The following is a 16,180-nucleotide window of genomic DNA, read 5'->3' on the forward strand; positions in this document are numbered from 1 at the left end:
GTGGAAGCATGGTGACATGTGGAGCTGACGAATACTAATAGATCGAGGACTTAACCATATAATATGAAGCAAATGTTATCTAGTTTTGAGAGAATATAAAAAAACTTGTTGACTTTTCAAGTGAATAAGTTATAATAATCATTGTCTCAAATGAATAATGTCTGGTAATGATGGCAGAGAGGTCACACCCGTTCCCATACCGAACACGGAAGTTAAGCTCTCTAGCGCCGATGGTAGTTGGGACCTTGTCCCTGTGAGAGTAGGACGTTGCCAGGCTTTTATATCGTCGCGGGGTGGAGCAGTCCGGTAGCTCGTCGGGCTCATAACCCGAAGGTCGCAGGTTCAAATCCTGTCCCCGCAACCAATGGTCCCGTGGTGTAGTGGTTAACATGCCTGCCTGTCACGCAGGAGATCGCCGGTTCGACCCCGGTCGGGACCGCCATTTATACAAAGAAAAGAACGAAACAACTTGTTTCGTATTTTTTTATTTATTTTTAAGAAAACTTATAAAGACAGTCAATCTTACCCTTAGGACAACTCCTAAGGTCTTTTTTATATGTTCAAAATGAAACAAAGTGAAAAAATCTGTATAATAAAGAGCAGAGAATATTGTGAGTAAGGTAGGTGAAACCTTTGAATAAATATGAAATAACGACAACTTCTTCTAAAGAGACACAGAACTTATCAGAAAGGCTAGGACAACTTGTTAGAGAACAAGATGTACTTGTTTTAGAAGGCGATCTTGGTGCTGGCAAGACAACGTTTACGAAAGGTCTTGCAAAAGGCCTTGGTGTGAAACGAGTTGTAAATAGTCCGACATTCAATATTATTAAAGAGTACAAAGGGAGATTACCGCTATATCATATGGACGTGTATCGTTTAGCGGAAAGTGAAGAAGATTTAGGGTTTGATGAGTATTTTTATGGTGAAGGTATAACAGTAGTAGAATGGGCTCATTTAATTGAATCTTTTCTGCCAAATGAGAAATTAAAAATAAGCTTGTTCCATACAGGTGATGATACAAGAAAAATTGTGTTAGAGCCAAGTGGTGAACGCTATATTAGATTATGTGAGGAGCTATTACAAGATGAAAGTACTAGCAATTGATACTTCAAATTATGTAATGGGGATTTCTCTTATTGATGGAAATACTGTTGTCGGAGAAATCATTACGAATTTAACCAAAAATCATTCTGTACGCCTTATGCCGGCTGTAGAACAACTTCTGAAGGAATGTAATATAAAGCCGAAAGAGCTAGATAAAATCATCGTAGCGGCTGGTCCTGGATCTTATACAGGAGTTCGAATTGGTGTGACTGTTGCAAAAACATTAGCTTGGTCGTTGCAAATACCGATTGTCGGTGTGTCTAGCTTAGAAGTAGTGGCTGCGAATGGAGCGAATTTCCAAGGGGCTATTTGTCCATTGTTTGATGGACGTCGCGGACAAATTTATACGGGCTTGTATACATATAAAGAAGAGCAGTTATCTTCTGTAGAAGAGGATCGAATTATTCTTATTATTGATTGGTTACAGATGTTAAAAGATAAGGGGCAACCTGTTTTATTTATCGGCAATGATGTAGAACAACATAAAGAAACGATTGTAGAATATTTAGGAGATCGAGCTGTGTTTGCTTCTTTTACAAAGAACAACCCAAGACCAAGTGAGCTAGCATTTTTAGGATTACAAAAAGAGGAGCAAAGTGTGCATACATTTGTTCCGAGCTACCTCCGTTTAGCAGAAGCAGAAGCAAAATGGCTAGAAAGTCAAAAAAAATAGGGGTTATCAAAATGGATATTACATTTAGAAAGATGACGACTGATGATATTGCTCAAATTGTAGTAATTGAAGAAGCGTCATTCCCAACTCCTTGGACTGCTGATGCATTTTATCGTGAATTGACGATGAATGAATATGCACATTATGTCGTAATCGAAAAAGATGGTGTGGTAATTGGATACTGTGGATTGTGGATTATTATTGATGAATCACATATTACGAACATAGCCATTTTGCCAGAATATCGCGGTCAAAAACTTGGAGATGCTTTGCTGAAAGAAGTAATGGATCAGGTAAAAGAAATGGGAGCAAAAACGATGACACTTGAAGTACGAGTGTCAAATGAAGTAGCGAAACAGTTATACCGAAAGTATGGATTCCAAAATGGTGGGATTCGTAAACGATACTATACAGACAATTATGAAGATGGTCTTGTAATGTGGGTGAATATATAATGGAAAAAAATACGATTATACTTGGTATTGAAACGAGCTGTGATGAAACGGCTGTAGCGGTTGTTAAAAATGGAACAGAAATAGTGGCAAATATTGTTGCTTCACAGATTGAGAGCCATAAGCGTTTTGGCGGAGTTGTGCCGGAAATTGCATCTCGTCATCATGTAGAACAAATTACAGTTGTATTAGAAGAAGCATTAAAGGAAGCGAACATTACATTTGAAGATATTGATGCAATTGCTGTGACGGAAGGGCCAGGTTTAGTAGGGGCACTTTTAATTGGTGTAAATGCAGCTAAAGCAGTTGCCTTTGCTCATAATATTCCTCTTGTTGGTGTTCATCATATTGCTGGGCATATTTACGCGAATCGCTTAGTAAAAGAACTACAATTCCCTTTGTTGTCACTTGTTGTGTCTGGCGGGCATACAGAGCTTGTTTATATGAAAGAGCATGGTTCGTTTGAAGTAATTGGCGAAACGAGAGATGATGCGGCAGGAGAAGCATATGATAAAGTTGCACGTACATTATCTATGCCATATCCAGGTGGTCCTCATATTGACCGTCTTGCTCATGAAGGACAACCAACGATTGATTTACCACGTGCATGGTTAGAACCAGATTCGTATGATTTTAGCTTTAGTGGACTGAAATCAGCAGTTATCAACACTGTGCATAACGCAAAACAACGTGGAGAAGAAATCGCACCAGAAGATTTAGCAGCTAGCTTCCAAGCGAGTGTAATAGATGTACTAGTAACAAAAGCAGCACGTGCTGCAGAAGCGTATGATGTAAAACAAGTGCTTCTCGCTGGTGGCGTTGCAGCGAATAAAGGACTTCGTGCACGTTTAGAGGAAGAGTTTGCAAAAAAAGAAGAAATCGAGCTCATTATTCCACCGTTATCTTTATGCACAGATAATGCAGCAATGATTGCAGCAGCAGGAACTATTGCATATGAGCAAGGAAAACGTGCAACATTGGCTTTAAATGCAAATCCAGGATTAGATATTGAAGCATAGTTATACACATAATTAACCACAACTTGTGGATAAAACCCATATTATCTGTTGATAATATGGGTTTTATTGTGAATATTAAATGTGCATAATTTTTTTATGATTTGTGGATAATGTGGAAAAGTTATTTTTGTGTTTATATGATAAAGGTGGATATGTGCATAAGATTGTGGATAACACTATTGAGGTCAGACCTTCGACCATAATTTTTTGTATTGAAAAATAAACAAGGTAGTTGAATGGCTTTCAACTACCTTGTTTTTATCATATAAATATATAAGGGTTATACGTGTAACTCTTCCCATTCCGCCATAAACTGCTCTAATTTTTCTTGTTTTGTTTGCTTTGCTGTTGTAATCTCACTAGCTCGTTCGTAGTCAGCATATACTTCAGGCAGACAAAGCTCCTCTTCTAATTGTTCAATTTCTTCTTCTAAATTTGCAATGTTTTGTTCAATTTCTTCAATCTTTCGGATGCGTTGGCGTTCTGACTTCTTACGTTCTTTTTCTTCAAGGTAATTTAATTTTTCTTGAGCGATAGTTTTTTGGACTGGTGCATCCTCTTCTTGTTGTTCAAATTCCGCACGTTCAATCATTTCATTTTTCTTTTCAATATAGTAGTCATAGTCACCTAAATATTCTTGTGCACCACCTGTTGACAACTCAACAACTGTAGTTGTGACACGGTTAATGAAATAGCGATCATGGGAAACGAATAAAAGAGTCCCAGGATAATCAATTAAGGCATTTTCTAAAATCTCTTTACTATTTAAATCGAGATGGTTTGTTGGCTCATCGAGAATCAGTAAATTAGATTTTTGCATCATCAATTTTGCTAGAGCTAATCGTGCTTTTTGACCACCACTTAAGGAAGATACTGGCTTTAATACATCGTCCCCTGTGAATAAAAAGTTACCGAGTATCGTGCGAATTTCTTTTTCTGACTCTAGCGGATAATCATCCCATAGTTCGTTTAAAACACGCTTAGATGATGTTAAGTTTGCCTGTTCTTGATCATAATATCCAATAGATACATTTGAACCGAAAGAAACTTCACCGCTTAACGTCTTTAATTTATTCACAATTGATTTTAATAATGTAGATTTCCCAATACCATTTGGACCAACTAGTGCGACACTATCACCGCGGGTTAAGCGCATATTTACATGTTCAATAATCGGTTCTTTGTCATATCCAATTGAAACATCCTTTATTTGTAATACATCGTTTCCGCTTTGTTTTTCGATATCAAAGTGGAAGGATGCTGATTTAGAATCACCTAATGGTCTAGTTAGTAATTCCATTCTGTCTAACTGCTTCCGACGACTTTGTGCACGTTTTGTTGTAGATGCACGGGCAATGTTCTTTTGGACAAAGTCTTCTAGTTTAGCAATTTCCTCTTGTTGTTTCTCATAACGCTTCATTTCCTGCTCATGTAGTGCAGCTTTTAAATCTAAATATTTACTGTAGTTACCAACATATCGTCTGCTTTCTTTATTAGAAATTTCATATACTTGTGTAACAAGCTTGTCTAAAAAGTAGCGATCGTGGGAAACGATTAAAATAGCTCCAGGATAGCCTTGTAAATATTGTTCAAGCCATGTTAATGTATCGATATCTAAATGGTTTGTTGGTTCGTCCAAGATGAGTAAGTCTGGTTTTGTTAGCAGTAGTTTCCCAAGAGCAAGTCTTGTTTTCTGTCCACCACTTAACGTAGAAATCGTTGTTTGGTGTGTTTCAACCGGAAAACCAAGTCCACTTAAAATGGAGCGGATATCAGCTTCATATTGATAACCACCTTGATCTTTGTAGTCTAACTGTAATTGATCATAATCAGCGAGTAATTTTTCGTACGTAGCAGCATTTGAAAAGTTCTCTTCCTTACCCATGTCTAGCTCTAACCTTCGAAGCTTCTTTTCCATTTGCTGCAGATGAGTAAAGACAGTAAGCATTTCATCCCAAATTGTTAAAGAAGTTTCTAAACCAGTATTTTGGGCCAAGTATCCAATTGAAACATCTTTTGGTTTTATAATTTCTCCACCATCGTGAGATAATTCACCGGCAATTATTTTTAATAATGTAGATTTTCCAGCACCATTTCGACCAACTAGTGCAATGCGATCTTTTGTTTGAACTTCCAATTTAATGTTTGCAAGAATTGTTTCAGCACCGTATAATTTTGAAAGCCCATTCACTTGTAATAAAATCAATGTTTTCACCTCAAATAATTTCTTAACTTTGCCATGTTTATATTTCTCAATCATACTAAAAATAGTGTATAGTTTAAAATAAGAGAGAAGTCTTCTCTCTATTATACAAGGAAAGTCATAAGTGCTAAACTTCTGTATTTGTTTTAAATCTGTGAACAAAGATAGGAAGAGAGGAGAGGTTATATGGATCAGCAAAAGATTCCACAGGCCACTGCCAAACGATTGCCTCTATACTATCGATTTATCCAAAACTTATCTCTTTCTGGTAAGCAGCGTGTTTCATCGGCTGAATTGAGTGAAGCTGTAAAGGTAGATTCAGCAACAATTCGGAGAGATTTTTCATATTTTGGAGCGTTAGGGAAAAAGGGATATGGATATAATGTGAATTATTTACTATCATTCTTCCGAGAAACGCTTGATCAAGATGATATAACACGTGTAGCACTTATTGGAGTGGGTAATTTAGGGACCGCTTTCTTACATTACAATTTCACCAAAAATAATAATACAAAGATTGAAATGGCATTTGATGTCAATGAAGAGAAAGTTGGAAAAGAAATCGGAGGAATTCCTGTATATCATTTAGATGAATTAGAAGAGCGTTTAACAAATGATATACAAGTGGCAATATTAACAGTACCTGCTACTGTTGCACAGGCTGTAGCAGATCGATTGGCCGAAACAAATATACACGGAATTTTAAATTTTACACCAGCACGATTAAATGTTTCAGAAAATATAAGAATTCACCATATTGATTTAGCTGTAGAATTACAAACACTCGTTTATTTTTTGAAAAATTATCCACAATAAAACGCAGAGGAAATCCCTCTGCGTTTTATTGTTGCTTTTTCTTTGTAAATTTGACTAAGATAAGTCGAAGTGCCAAATTAAAATCAATTGTTGCCATAGCAGCAAACAGCAGTGTCCCAAAGTTCCAAATTGTATCTGTAACGTTCGTAATTGCGAAACGTGTAAATACACAACCAAGAAGGAAATACAGTGCTGCCATGAACAATGGTGAGTTCCTCATATTTAAAATCCTCCGATAAATCCTTGCATTTTTTCTGCTTCTTTAATCATTTCTTGTATTTGTTCGTTACTTACTAGTACTTGGGCTATTGCAACTAATGTATTCATCGCAACATGTGCCATAATAGGAACGATAATTCGCTTTGTTTTTACATATAAAAAGGCGAATACAAGCCCCATGGAAGTGTATACCAATAAGTGTGTAAAATCAAAGTGAATTGCTGCAAATACAAGTGAGCTAATAATAGCAGCGATAAAGAAGTTGAATTTCTTATATAATGTACCAAATAAAATTTTTCTAAAGACAATTTCCTCTAAAATAGGCCCTATTATTGATATAACAATAAGGAACCATGGGGTGGTCCGTGCTATTTCCATCAAGCGAGCTGTGTTCTCAGATCCAGGTTTAATGCCCAATAAACGCATTTCGATTGTGCCTGCAATTGTTTGAGAAAAGAAAGCTAAAAAGAAACCGATAAAGATCCAACCGATTGTGGCAGGAATACTGGCGCGTTTTGTATCGAAACGACTTTCGCGAATATCTGTTCGAAGTAGTAAAAGTACAATACATAATGCAATGAAAAAGCTAATAATTGCCCAGTGACCAGTCAGTAGCTGCATTTTTTCTTCTCTGGTGAACCCCCTATTATCATATAGTCCGGTTTTCAAAAGAAGCGGTAATCCAACAATACCTGATAATTGCATAAGAATGTATGTAACTATAATCCACCAATATTGTTTTTTCAAATTGGTTAACCATCCTTTCTAACTCTAGTTTATGAGATAAGGCGGGATAACATGTAAACATCCAGCCGGGGATACGTAATAACCATTCATATTATTATTTTTTTGTAAATCTTTCTTTGAAAATGAAATAGGAGACAGGAAAAAGCTGTACCTATAGAGAAAACAACTTATGGCATCTTCCATATTGTAACATACGATAAGTGAAAACGCCGATTCATATATATAAGGCTTTCGCGAGAATGGTTGCAGCGATAACAGAATGATTTTTCTTAGGAAGTTATATAAAAAAAGTTTATATAGCAATTTGCGAAAAAATTATGATTTTTTTACTTGCAAAAGAAAATTAGATTATTTATTATTATAAGTGTGTTAGCACTCGAGGTCGTTGAGTGCTAATGAAGAAAATTTACATAGAAAAATGAGGAGGTTATTGTTCATGCTAAAGCCATTAGGTGATCGCGTTGTAATTGAGCTTGTTCAAGCAGAAGAAAAAACAGCAAGTGGTATTGTATTACCAGACACTGCAAAAGAAAAACCACAAGAGGGTAAAGTTATTGCAGTAGGTACTGGTCGAGTGCTTGAAAATGGTGAGCGTGTTGCTTTAGAGGTAGCAGCAGGTGATCTTATCATCTTCTCAAAATATGCAGGTACTGAAGTGAAATATGAAGGTACAGACTACTTGATTTTACGTGAAAGTGACATTTTAGCAATTATCGGTTAATTATATACATTTTAAAAATCCAAGGGGGTCAATTATTATGGCAAAAGATATTAAATTTAGTGAAGAAGCACGTCGTTCGATGCTTCGCGGTGTCGACACTCTTGCAAACGCAGTAAAAGTAACGCTTGGACCAAAAGGTCGTAACGTTGTACTTGAGAAAAAATTCGGTTCACCACTTATTACAAATGATGGTGTAACAATTGCGAAAGAAATCGAATTAGAAGATGCTTTCGAAAACATGGGTGCAAAATTAGTAGCAGAAGTTGCTAGCAAAACAAATGACGTAGCTGGTGACGGAACAACAACTGCAACTGTATTAGCACAAGCTATGATTCGTGAAGGTTTAAAAAACGTAACAGCTGGCGCGAACCCAATGGGTCTTCGTAAAGGTATCGAAAAAGCGGTTGTTACAGCAATTGAAGAATTAAAAACAATTTCTAAACCAATCGAAGGTAAATCTTCTATCGCACAAGTAGCTGCTATTTCATCAGCTGACGAAGAAGTAGGTCAATTAATTGCAGAAGCAATGGAGCGCGTTGGTAACGACGGCGTTATTACTTTAGAAGAATCTAAAGGATTCACAACAGAATTAGATGTAGTAGAAGGTATGCAATTTGATCGTGGATATGCATCTCCTTACATGATTACTGATTCTGACAAAATGGAAGCAGTACTTGATAACCCATATATCTTAATCACTGACAAAAAGATTTCTAACATTCAAGAAATCTTACCAGTGTTAGAGCAAGTGGTACAACAAGGTAAACCACTTCTTATCATTGCAGAAGATGTAGAAGGTGAAGCATTAGCTACATTAGTAGTGAACAAACTTCGTGGTACATTCAATGTAGTAGCTGTTAAAGCTCCTGGATTTGGTGACCGTCGTAAAGCAATGCTAGAAGATATCGCGATCTTAACTGGCGGTGAAGTGATCACTGAAGAATTAGGACGCGACTTAAAATCAGCTACAGTTGCATCTTTAGGACGCGCTGGCAAAGTTGTTGTAACGAAAGAAAACACAACTGTAGTTGAAGGTGTAGGTAACACAGAACAAATCGAAGCTCGCATCGGTCAAATCCGTGCACAATTAGAAGAAACAACTTCTGAATTCGATCGTGAAAAATTACAAGAGCGTCTTGCTAAACTTGCAGGAGGCGTAGCAGTAATTAAAGTAGGTGCAGCAACTGAAACTGAGTTAAAAGAGCGCAAACTTCGCATTGAAGATGCACTTAACTCAACTCGTGCAGCAGTAGAAGAAGGTATTGTTGCAGGTGGTGGTACTTCACTTATGAACGTATACACTAAAGTAGCTTCTATTTCAGCTGAAGGTGACGAAGCAACAGGTATCAACATTGTACTTCGTGCATTAGAAGAGCCAGTTCGTCAAATCGCAATCAACGCTGGTCTAGAAGGATCCGTTGTTGTAGAACGCTTAAAAGGCGAAAAAGTAGGCGTTGGTTTCAACGCAGCAACTGGCGAATGGGTAAACATGCTTGAGTCTGGTATCGTAGACCCAGCAAAAGTAACTCGTTCTGCACTTCAAAACGCGGCATCTGTTGCAGCTATGTTCTTAACAACTGAAGCTGTAGTTGCTGACAAGCCAGAACCAAATGCACCAGCAATGCCTGACATGGGCGGCATGGGCATGGGCGGTATGGGCGGAATGATGTAATTTCATTCGCCAAAGAAACATTCATCTCTATATAGGGGTGAATGTTTTTTGTTATGGGACAAAAAAATATAGGAATAAAGGTTTCTTGGGATAAAGAAAATAATTTCTGTAGAATTTTGTCGCTTTCTCTCTTGACCGTATTGATACTTCATTGTTAGAATCTAGGAAGATAATATAAAACAATCCTTCATATATCCTCAATGATATGGTTTGAGAGTCTCTACCGGGTTACCGTAAACAACCTGACTATGAAGGCAGTGTGTCTTATATTTATAAAGAGCGGGATACTATCTTTATAAAGCCAGACCTCTGCCTTTTCTTTGTTATGAGACTGAGGGCGGAGGACTGGCTTTTTTTATTATATTGGTAATGCTTTTTGCCAAATTGGTGAAAATATTTATATACAGAACTAACGTTGGGGTGATTATTTTGAAGAAACAGCACGATACAATTATCGTTTTAGATTTTGGGAGTCAGTACAATCAGTTAATTGCACGTCGAATTCGTGAGTTCGGTGTATACAGTGAACTTCATCCACATACAATTACTGCAGAAGAAATTAAAGCAATGAATCCAAAAGGGATTATTTTCTCTGGTGGACCGAATAGTGTATATGGTGAAAATGCATTCCACTGTGATGAAAAAATCTTTGAATTAGGATTACCTATTTTTGGTATTTGTTACGGTATGCAGCTTATGACAAAACACTTTGGTGGAAAAGTAGAACGTGCAAACCATCGTGAGTACGGAAAAGCAGTTCTTAAAGTAGAGAACGGATCAAAATTATATGCGAACCTTCCAGAAGAGCAAATTGTATGGATGAGTCATGGTGACTTAGTAACTGGTTTACCAGAAGGATTCGTAGTAGATGCAACAAGTGAGTCTTGTCCAATTGCTGGTATGAGCAATGAAGCAAAAAACTTATACGGTGTACAATTCCATCCAGAAGTACGTCATTCTGAGCACGGTAATGATTTAATCAAAAACTTCGTATTCGGCGTATGTGGCTGTTCTGAAGGGTGGAACATGGAGAACTTTATTGAAGTAGAATTAGAAAAAATCCGTGAAACTGTTGGCGATAAAAAAGTACTATGCGCACTTAGTGGTGGTGTAGACTCTTCTGTTGTAGCAGTATTAATCCATAAAGCAATCGGTGACCAATTAACATGTATTTTCGTTGACCATGGTTTACTTCGTAAAGGTGAAGCGGAAGGTGTTATGAAAACATTTAGCGAAGGCTTCCACATGAACGTTATTAAAGTGGATGCAAAAGAACGCTTCATGAACAAGTTAAAAGGTGTAGAAGATCCAGAACAAAAACGCAAAATCATTGGTAATGAATTTATTTACGTATTTGATGATGAAGCTTCTAGATTAGAAGGAATGGACTTCTTAGCACAAGGTACACTGTACACAGATATTGTTGAAAGTGGTACAGCAACTGCACAAACAATTAAATCTCACCATAACGTTGGTGGACTTCCAGAAGATATGCAGTTCAAATTAATTGAGCCTTTAAACACTCTATTTAAGGATGAAGTACGTGTATTAGGATCAGAACTAGGAATTCCTGATGAAATCGTATGGCGTCAACCGTTCCCGGGTCCAGGACTTGGTATCCGTGTATTAGGCGAAATCACAGAAGAAAAATTAGAAATCGTTCGTGAATCCGATGCGATTTTACGTGAGGAAATCCAAAAAGCTGGCTTGGATCGTGAAATTTGGCAATACTTCACTGCACTTCCTGGCATGCGTAGCGTAGGTGTTATGGGTGACGAGCGTACTTACGATTACACAGTAGGTATCCGTGCAGTAACATCAATCGATGGTATGACAGCAGATTGGGCACGTATCCCTTGGGATGTATTAGAGAAAATCTCTGTACGTATCGTAAACGAAGTAAAACACGTTAACCGTATCGTGTATGATGTAACGAGTAAGCCACCAGCAACAATTGAGTGGGAATAGAATAGGTTTATTCGTTTAAAAGAAGACCCATCTATGATTTTATGCATAGATGGGTCTTTTTTGTTGTTTATACGAACGAAAAATAAAAATTATATAAAAATGTTCGTTTTTAAATTGACATACACCTATATGTGAGTTAATATGAGTATGTAATTGATACGAAAAAATGAATATTACAGCCGTCGTATAATATCGGGGATATGGCCCGAAAGTTTCTACCTAGCTACCGTAAATGGCTTGACTACGAGGCGTTTTTATAAAGGTAAGGGGAAATCTTCCTTTATTTACAGAACGCTTCCATGTATATGCAATGGAAGCCTTTTTTATTTTTATAGATAAAAGAGGGCTAGGGAGGGTTACGACGAGTAATCATATAACGGGGGAAACGTAGAATGAAACGTTATTTTCAGTTCGATGAGCTCGGTACAAATTATAAAACAGAGTTCATTGCAGGGTTAACGACATTTTTATCTATGGCTTATGTACTATTTGTCAATCCTGCTACACTGTCACTGGGAAACATTAAAGGGTTACCAGCAGGAACCGGAATGGATCCGGGAGCGGTCTTTGTTGCCACTGCATTAGCGGCTGCAATTGGGTCACTGATTATGGGGATTTTCGCAAAATATCCAATTGCCTTAGCGCCAGGAATGGGAATCAATGCATTCTTTGCTTATACAGCGGTGTTAACGATGGGGATTCCGTGGCAAACAGCGATTGCCGGAACTTTAATGTCAGGTATTATCTTTATTATTCTTACTGCTTCTGGTATTCGCGAAAAAATTATTAATGCCATTCCATTAGAGTTGAAGTTTGCAGTAGCAGCAGGAATTGGTTTGTTTATCGCCTTTCTTGGTTTTCAAAATGCAGGAATTATTGTGAAGAATGATGCGGTTCTTGTTGGATTGGGGGATTTAACAAAGGGCACAACATTACTTGCGATTTTCGGTGTAGTGATTACAATCATTCTAATGATTAAAAAAATAAACGGTGCTGTTTTCTACGGAATGATTCTTACAGCGATCCTTGGAGTAGCAACAGGATTAATTGATACACCAAAAGCTGTCGTTGGTGCAATTCCTAGTTTAGAACCTACGTTCGGTGTGGCGTTCCAGCACTTCGGAGATATCTTCACTGTTCAAATGGGAATTGTTATTATAACGTTCTTCTTCATTGATTTCTTTGATACAGCGGGTACACTTGTAGCAGTTGCGAATCAAGCTGGGTTAATGAAGAACAATAAATTACCACGTGCGGGAAAAGCATTATTTGCAGATGCAATTGCAACTGTAATTGGTGCGATTCTTGGGACATCTACGACAACGTCTTACATTGAATCGTCTGCAGGGGTAGCAGCAGGAGGGCGTTCAGGATTTACAGCAGTTGTAACAGCCGGATTTTTCTTGTTAGCACTTTTCTTTTCACCATTATTAAGTGTTGTGACAGCGTCTGTAACGGCACCGGCTTTAATTATTGTAGGGATTTTGATGGTTTCGTCTCTAGGAGAAATTGATTGGAAGAAATTCGAGATTGCAGTACCAGCATTCTTTACGATTATTTCTATGCCACTTACGTATAGTATTGCAACAGGAATAGCAATTGGATTTATCTTCTATCCAATTACAATGGTTGTAAGTGGTCGTCGTAAAGAAATTCATCCAATTATGTATGTAATGGGAGTTTTATTCGTACTATATTTTATCTACGTTCGTAAATAAAGGGGTTTTTGAAAGGTCTAGACTAAGGGGAGTCTAGACCTTTTTTGCGTCTTCAGAAAATCTTAAGGATTTCGTTCCGTTTTTCTTCAGAAGTTTTCTTATAATAGAAGTTAGGGAATGAAAAAGCTATGGGGGAGATATTGTGGGACACGAAACAATACTGGTTGTAGATGATGAAAAAGAAATTCGGGATTTAATTACGATTTATTTAAAGAATGAAGGATATAAGGTGCTACAGGCAGAGGATGGAGCAGAGGGTTTATATATATTAGAGAAAAATGAAGTGCATTTAGTTGTATTGGATATTATGATGCCGAAAATTGATGGTATTCATATGTGTATGAAAATAAGAGAAGCGAAAGAGATGCCAATTATTATGTTGTCTGCGAAAACGCAAGATATGGATAAAATTTTAGGGCTAACAACAGGAGCGGACGATTATGTAACGAAACCTTTCAATCCGTTAGAATTGATAGCGAGAATAAAATCGCAGCTTCGTCGATATATGAAAATGAATGGATTTATTGTCCAAAATGAGAATGAAATTGAAATCGGGAATATGAAAATAAACGTTTCAACCCACAAAGTTGTTGTAGAAAATGAAGAAGTGAAACTAACTCCGAGGGAATTTTCGATTTTGGAGTTACTAGCTCGTAATCCAGAGATGGTCTTTAGTGCAGAACAAATTTATGAAAAGGTTTGGAATGAACGATCTTTCCAATCTGATAATACCGTCATGGTGCATATTCGAAAAATACGTGAGAAGACTGAAGAGAATCCGAGAAAGCCAATATATATAAAAACAGTATGGGGAGTGGGATATAAGATTGAGAAAGATAATTAAAAACATATTTAGGCCAATTGGTTGGATGAATCGAACTTTTAAAAAAATAATATATAAAGTAATAAGGGGAGTACAAAAGAGTTTACGTGTACAACTGATAACTACGTTTGCTTTCTGTATTTTGTTGGGTGTAATAGGAGTGTGGACATCATCTCCGTTTTTTCAAGGAATAAATACATACTCTGTAATTGATTATTCATCTGGTATGCGAGGAATTGATGCAACTGCTGAAAGACTTGCCGAGGTTATTACAAGAGAAGGTGCTGATGTTAACGTCCAAGAAGTTTTTGAACGTCCGGAGTATCAAGGTGAATTAAAAGTGTTAATTGTAGATGAGAATGGAAAAGTTATATATAAGACAAAAGATGCTCAGGAAGAACAAGTTAATCTTCATAGTACTATTCGTAATATAATGAGTTTCAAAATAAATCGCTCTCAATATGAATATCAAAAAAATGTAATAGATAATGAAATCGAAAGAGAGCGTAAAGAATTTACGACTTTTTATCCTTTAACAATTCAAGAGAAAAATATGTATATGATCGCAAGCGGTATACCGCAAGGGAATATTAGAGTAGTGCAGAATGATGGGCCGTTTCCATTTTTGATTGGCTTTGTTATTTTTTTATTTTCTTTCTTTTATATAACTAAAAGAAAGATGAGGCAAGTTGAGGCGATGGCGGAAGGTGTAAAAGAAATCGCAAAAGGTAACCTGCAATATAGAATTCCGCAGAAGGGGCAAGATGAATTAAGTTTGCTAGCTGTGAATATGAATCAGATGGCAAAAGAATTATTTTCCAACATAGAAAAAGAAAGAAGAATAGAGAAGCAAAAGAATGAATTGATTACAAATGTATCTCATGACTTGCGAACGCCACTTACATCTATTATGGGTTATTTGCGTTTATTACAGGATTCAAAATATGAAAGTAAAGAACAGCACAATGAATATGTGAGAATTGCTTTCTCGAAATCTGAGCAGTTAAAGAATTTAATAGAAGATTTATTTGAGTATACAAAGTTAACAAATGAAAAGATGGTATTAGAAAAGCAAGAAGTGTGTATAACCGAACTTCTGGAGCAATTAATAGAAGAGCTAGTACCACAGGCTGAAGAAGAAGGACTTATACTCGTGAAGCAGTTTCCTAAAGAACGTGTGTATGCTGCGATTGATTCAGAGAAGATGGTCCGTGTATTTGAGAATCTATTAATGAATGCTATTAAATATAGTAAAGATGATGGAGAGATTAAGGTTTCCCTTCAAAGACAACGCCGGAATATACAAATTACGGTTGCGAACCATAGTGAAGAGTTTACAAAGGAAGAGTTAGGGAACTTGTTTGAACGCTTCTATAAGAAAGATCAATCTAGAAGTAGAGTAACGGAAGGATCGGGACTCGGATTAGCAATTGCTAAAAGTATTGTTGAATTACAAGGGGGAGAAATTCGAGCAGAATATGAGGATGGAATTATTCAGTTTATCGTTTCACTACCAATTATAGAAGAAAAGTAAATAAAGAGAGAGTTATGGAAGAGGAAGGCTTGTTTATAAGGAATAAGCCTTCTTTATATTTTTTAGAAAAACATATTGACGTTTATATAAATGAAGTGTAATATTATATGAGTCGCCGATAGCAACAACACAAAACGCGACAAATGAAATGAAAAAACTTAGTTGGCATTGAAACATGAAAGTGTTAGCATAAGGGAGTCGCGAATGAGCGGCAAACAAGTTCTTTGAAAACTGAACGAAACAAACAACGTGAAACGTCAATTTTTATTTTAGATGCTAGACAAACTAACTTTATTGGAGAGTTTGATCCTGGCTCAGGATGAACGCTGGCGGCGTGCCTAATACATGCAAGTCGAGCGAATGGATTAAGAGCTTGCTCTTATGAAGTTAGCGGCGGACGGGTGAGTAACACGTGGGTAACCTGCCCATAAGACTGGGATAACTCCGGGAAACCGGGGCTAATACCGGATAACATTTTGCACCGCATGGTGCGAAATTCAAAGGCGGC

The 16,180-nt window shown here is 37.0% G+C and carries 14 protein-coding genes, 2 tRNA genes, 2 rRNA genes and 2 riboswitches; of the genes, 15 read left to right on the forward strand and 3 right to left on the reverse strand.

The features are described from left to right. The first annotated feature begins 160 nt into the window (after positions 1-160). From rrf to tsaD, 7 genes are all read left to right on the forward strand, one after another. Positions 161-276 (forward strand): 5S ribosomal RNA (gene rrf, locus C564_RS0128720). Positions 277-287: 11 nt separating this feature from the next. Then, positions 288-364: transfer RNA gene (locus C564_RS0128725), tRNA-Met, on the forward strand. A 2-nt stretch (positions 365-366) separates the two neighbouring features. Next, positions 367-442, forward strand: a tRNA-Asp gene (locus tag C564_RS0128730). 191 nt (positions 443-633) lie between these two features. Further along, positions 634-1,107 (forward strand): tRNA (adenosine(37)-N6)-threonylcarbamoyltransferase complex ATPase subunit type 1 TsaE, encoded by a 474-nt coding sequence (tsaE, locus tag C564_RS0128735; protein ID WP_018767805.1) that lies wholly within the window; start codon positions 634-636, stop codon positions 1,105-1,107. Next, positions 1,088-1,780: a tRNA (adenosine(37)-N6)-threonylcarbamoyltransferase complex dimerization subunit type 1 TsaB gene (gene tsaB, locus C564_RS0128740; RefSeq protein WP_018767806.1), complete on the forward strand. Its 693-nt coding sequence runs from the start codon at positions 1,088-1,090 to the stop codon at positions 1,778-1,780. Before tsaE ends, tsaB begins: the two co-directional genes overlap by 20 nt. A gap of 11 nt (positions 1,781-1,791) precedes the next feature. Next, positions 1,792-2,235, forward strand: coding sequence for a ribosomal protein S18-alanine N-acetyltransferase (rimI, locus tag C564_RS0128745; protein ID WP_018767807.1), 444 nt, complete (start codon positions 1,792-1,794; stop codon positions 2,233-2,235). Next, the gene (gene tsaD, locus C564_RS0128750; RefSeq protein ID WP_003194551.1) at positions 2,235-3,251 is read left to right on the forward strand and encodes a tRNA (adenosine(37)-N6)-threonylcarbamoyltransferase complex transferase subunit TsaD; all 1,017 of its coding nucleotides are present in this window, start codon (positions 2,235-2,237) and stop codon (positions 3,249-3,251) included. The genes rimI and tsaD overlap by 1 nt, the downstream gene beginning before the upstream one ends. Before the next feature lie 280 nt (positions 3,252-3,531). On the opposite strand, the gene C564_RS0128755 is transcribed toward tsaD, so the two are convergent. After that, on the reverse strand, positions 3,532-5,457 hold the full coding sequence (locus C564_RS0128755; protein WP_018767808.1) for an ABC-F family ATP-binding cassette domain-containing protein: 1,926 nt from the start codon (positions 5,455-5,457) through the stop codon (positions 3,532-3,534). A 183-nt stretch (positions 5,458-5,640) separates the two neighbouring features. Here C564_RS0128755 and C564_RS0128760 point away from each other — a divergent pair, with 183 nt between their 5' ends. Next, positions 5,641-6,270 (forward strand): redox-sensing transcriptional repressor Rex, encoded by a 630-nt coding sequence (locus tag C564_RS0128760; RefSeq protein ID WP_003205609.1) that lies wholly within the window; start codon positions 5,641-5,643, stop codon positions 6,268-6,270. A 25-nt stretch (positions 6,271-6,295) separates the two neighbouring features. On the opposite strand, the gene C564_RS0128765 is transcribed toward C564_RS0128760, so the two are convergent. Then, positions 6,296-6,490 carry a YdiK family protein gene (locus C564_RS0128765; protein WP_016117046.1) on the reverse strand — a complete coding sequence of 65 codons (195 nt, stop codon included), beginning with the start codon at positions 6,488-6,490 and terminating at the stop codon, positions 6,296-6,298. 2 nt (positions 6,491-6,492) lie between these two features. Next, positions 6,493-7,236 carry a CPBP family intramembrane glutamic endopeptidase gene (locus C564_RS0128770; protein ID WP_016117047.1) on the reverse strand — a complete coding sequence of 248 codons (744 nt, stop codon included), beginning with the start codon at positions 7,234-7,236 and terminating at the stop codon, positions 6,493-6,495. A gap of 436 nt (positions 7,237-7,672) precedes the next feature. Here C564_RS0128770 and groES point away from each other — a divergent pair, with 436 nt between their 5' ends. The 7 genes from groES to C564_RS0128805 form a co-directional block, all read left to right on the forward strand. Then, positions 7,673-7,957: a co-chaperone GroES gene (gene groES / locus C564_RS0128775; protein ID WP_000917305.1), complete on the forward strand. Its 285-nt coding sequence runs from the start codon at positions 7,673-7,675 to the stop codon at positions 7,955-7,957. A gap of 37 nt (positions 7,958-7,994) precedes the next feature. After that, positions 7,995-9,629 (forward strand): chaperonin GroEL, encoded by a 1,635-nt coding sequence (gene groL, locus C564_RS0128780; RefSeq protein WP_003194560.1) that lies wholly within the window; start codon positions 7,995-7,997, stop codon positions 9,627-9,629. 167 nt (positions 9,630-9,796) lie between these two features. Further along, positions 9,797-9,898, forward strand: a riboswitch (purine riboswitch). A gap of 160 nt (positions 9,899-10,058) precedes the next feature. Then, the gene (gene guaA / locus C564_RS0128785; protein ID WP_018767809.1) at positions 10,059-11,597 is read left to right on the forward strand and encodes a glutamine-hydrolyzing GMP synthase; all 1,539 of its coding nucleotides are present in this window, start codon (positions 10,059-10,061) and stop codon (positions 11,595-11,597) included. A gap of 161 nt (positions 11,598-11,758) precedes the next feature. After that, positions 11,759-11,861: riboswitch (purine riboswitch) on the forward strand. A 128-nt stretch (positions 11,862-11,989) separates the two neighbouring features. Further along, complete coding sequence (locus C564_RS0128790; protein WP_003194563.1) at positions 11,990-13,315, forward strand: NCS2 family permease; 1,326 nt, start codon at positions 11,990-11,992, stop codon at positions 13,313-13,315. Positions 13,316-13,457: 142 nt separating this feature from the next. Beyond that, positions 13,458-14,159: a response regulator transcription factor gene (locus C564_RS0128795; protein WP_003194565.1), complete on the forward strand. Its 702-nt coding sequence runs from the start codon at positions 13,458-13,460 to the stop codon at positions 14,157-14,159. 25 nt (positions 14,160-14,184) lie between these two features. Then, positions 14,185-15,672, forward strand: a complete 1,488-nt coding sequence (locus tag C564_RS0128800) for a sensor histidine kinase (protein ID WP_050780597.1) — start codon at positions 14,185-14,187, stop codon at positions 15,670-15,672. Between the two features lie 291 nt (positions 15,673-15,963). Then, positions 15,964-16,180, forward strand: a 16S ribosomal RNA gene (locus tag C564_RS0128805); the annotation flags it as partial.

This window comes from Bacillus sp. 105MF (assembly GCF_000374885.1).
Lineage (GTDB): Bacteria > Bacillota > Bacilli > Bacillales > Bacillaceae_G > Bacillus_A > Bacillus_A pseudomycoides.

What these genes read in the sequence shown, in the direction of transcription:
- groES (WP_000917305.1), top strand. Translation starts at nt 7,673, where the DNA reads ATGCTAAAGCCATTAGGTGATCGCGTTGTAATTGAGCTTGTTCAAGCA.
- tsaD (WP_003194551.1), top strand. Translation starts at nt 2,235, where the DNA reads ATGGAAAAAAATACGATTATACTTGGTATTGAAACGAGCTGTGATGAA.
- tsaB (WP_018767806.1), top strand. Translation starts at nt 1,088, where the DNA reads ATGAAAGTACTAGCAATTGATACTTCAAATTATGTAATGGGGATTTCT.
- rimI (WP_018767807.1), top strand. Translation starts at nt 1,792, where the DNA reads ATGGATATTACATTTAGAAAGATGACGACTGATGATATTGCTCAAATT.
- C564_RS0128800 (WP_050780597.1), top strand. Translation starts at nt 14,185, where the DNA reads ATGAATCGAACTTTTAAAAAAATAATATATAAAGTAATAAGGGGAGTA.
- C564_RS0128765 (WP_016117046.1), bottom strand. Translation starts at nt 6,490, where the DNA reads ATGAGGAACTCACCATTGTTCATGGCAGCACTGTATTTCCTTCTTGGT.
- groL (WP_003194560.1), top strand. Translation starts at nt 7,995, where the DNA reads ATGGCAAAAGATATTAAATTTAGTGAAGAAGCACGTCGTTCGATGCTT.
- C564_RS0128760 (WP_003205609.1), top strand. Translation starts at nt 5,641, where the DNA reads ATGGATCAGCAAAAGATTCCACAGGCCACTGCCAAACGATTGCCTCTA.
- C564_RS0128790 (WP_003194563.1), top strand. Translation starts at nt 11,990, where the DNA reads ATGAAACGTTATTTTCAGTTCGATGAGCTCGGTACAAATTATAAAACA.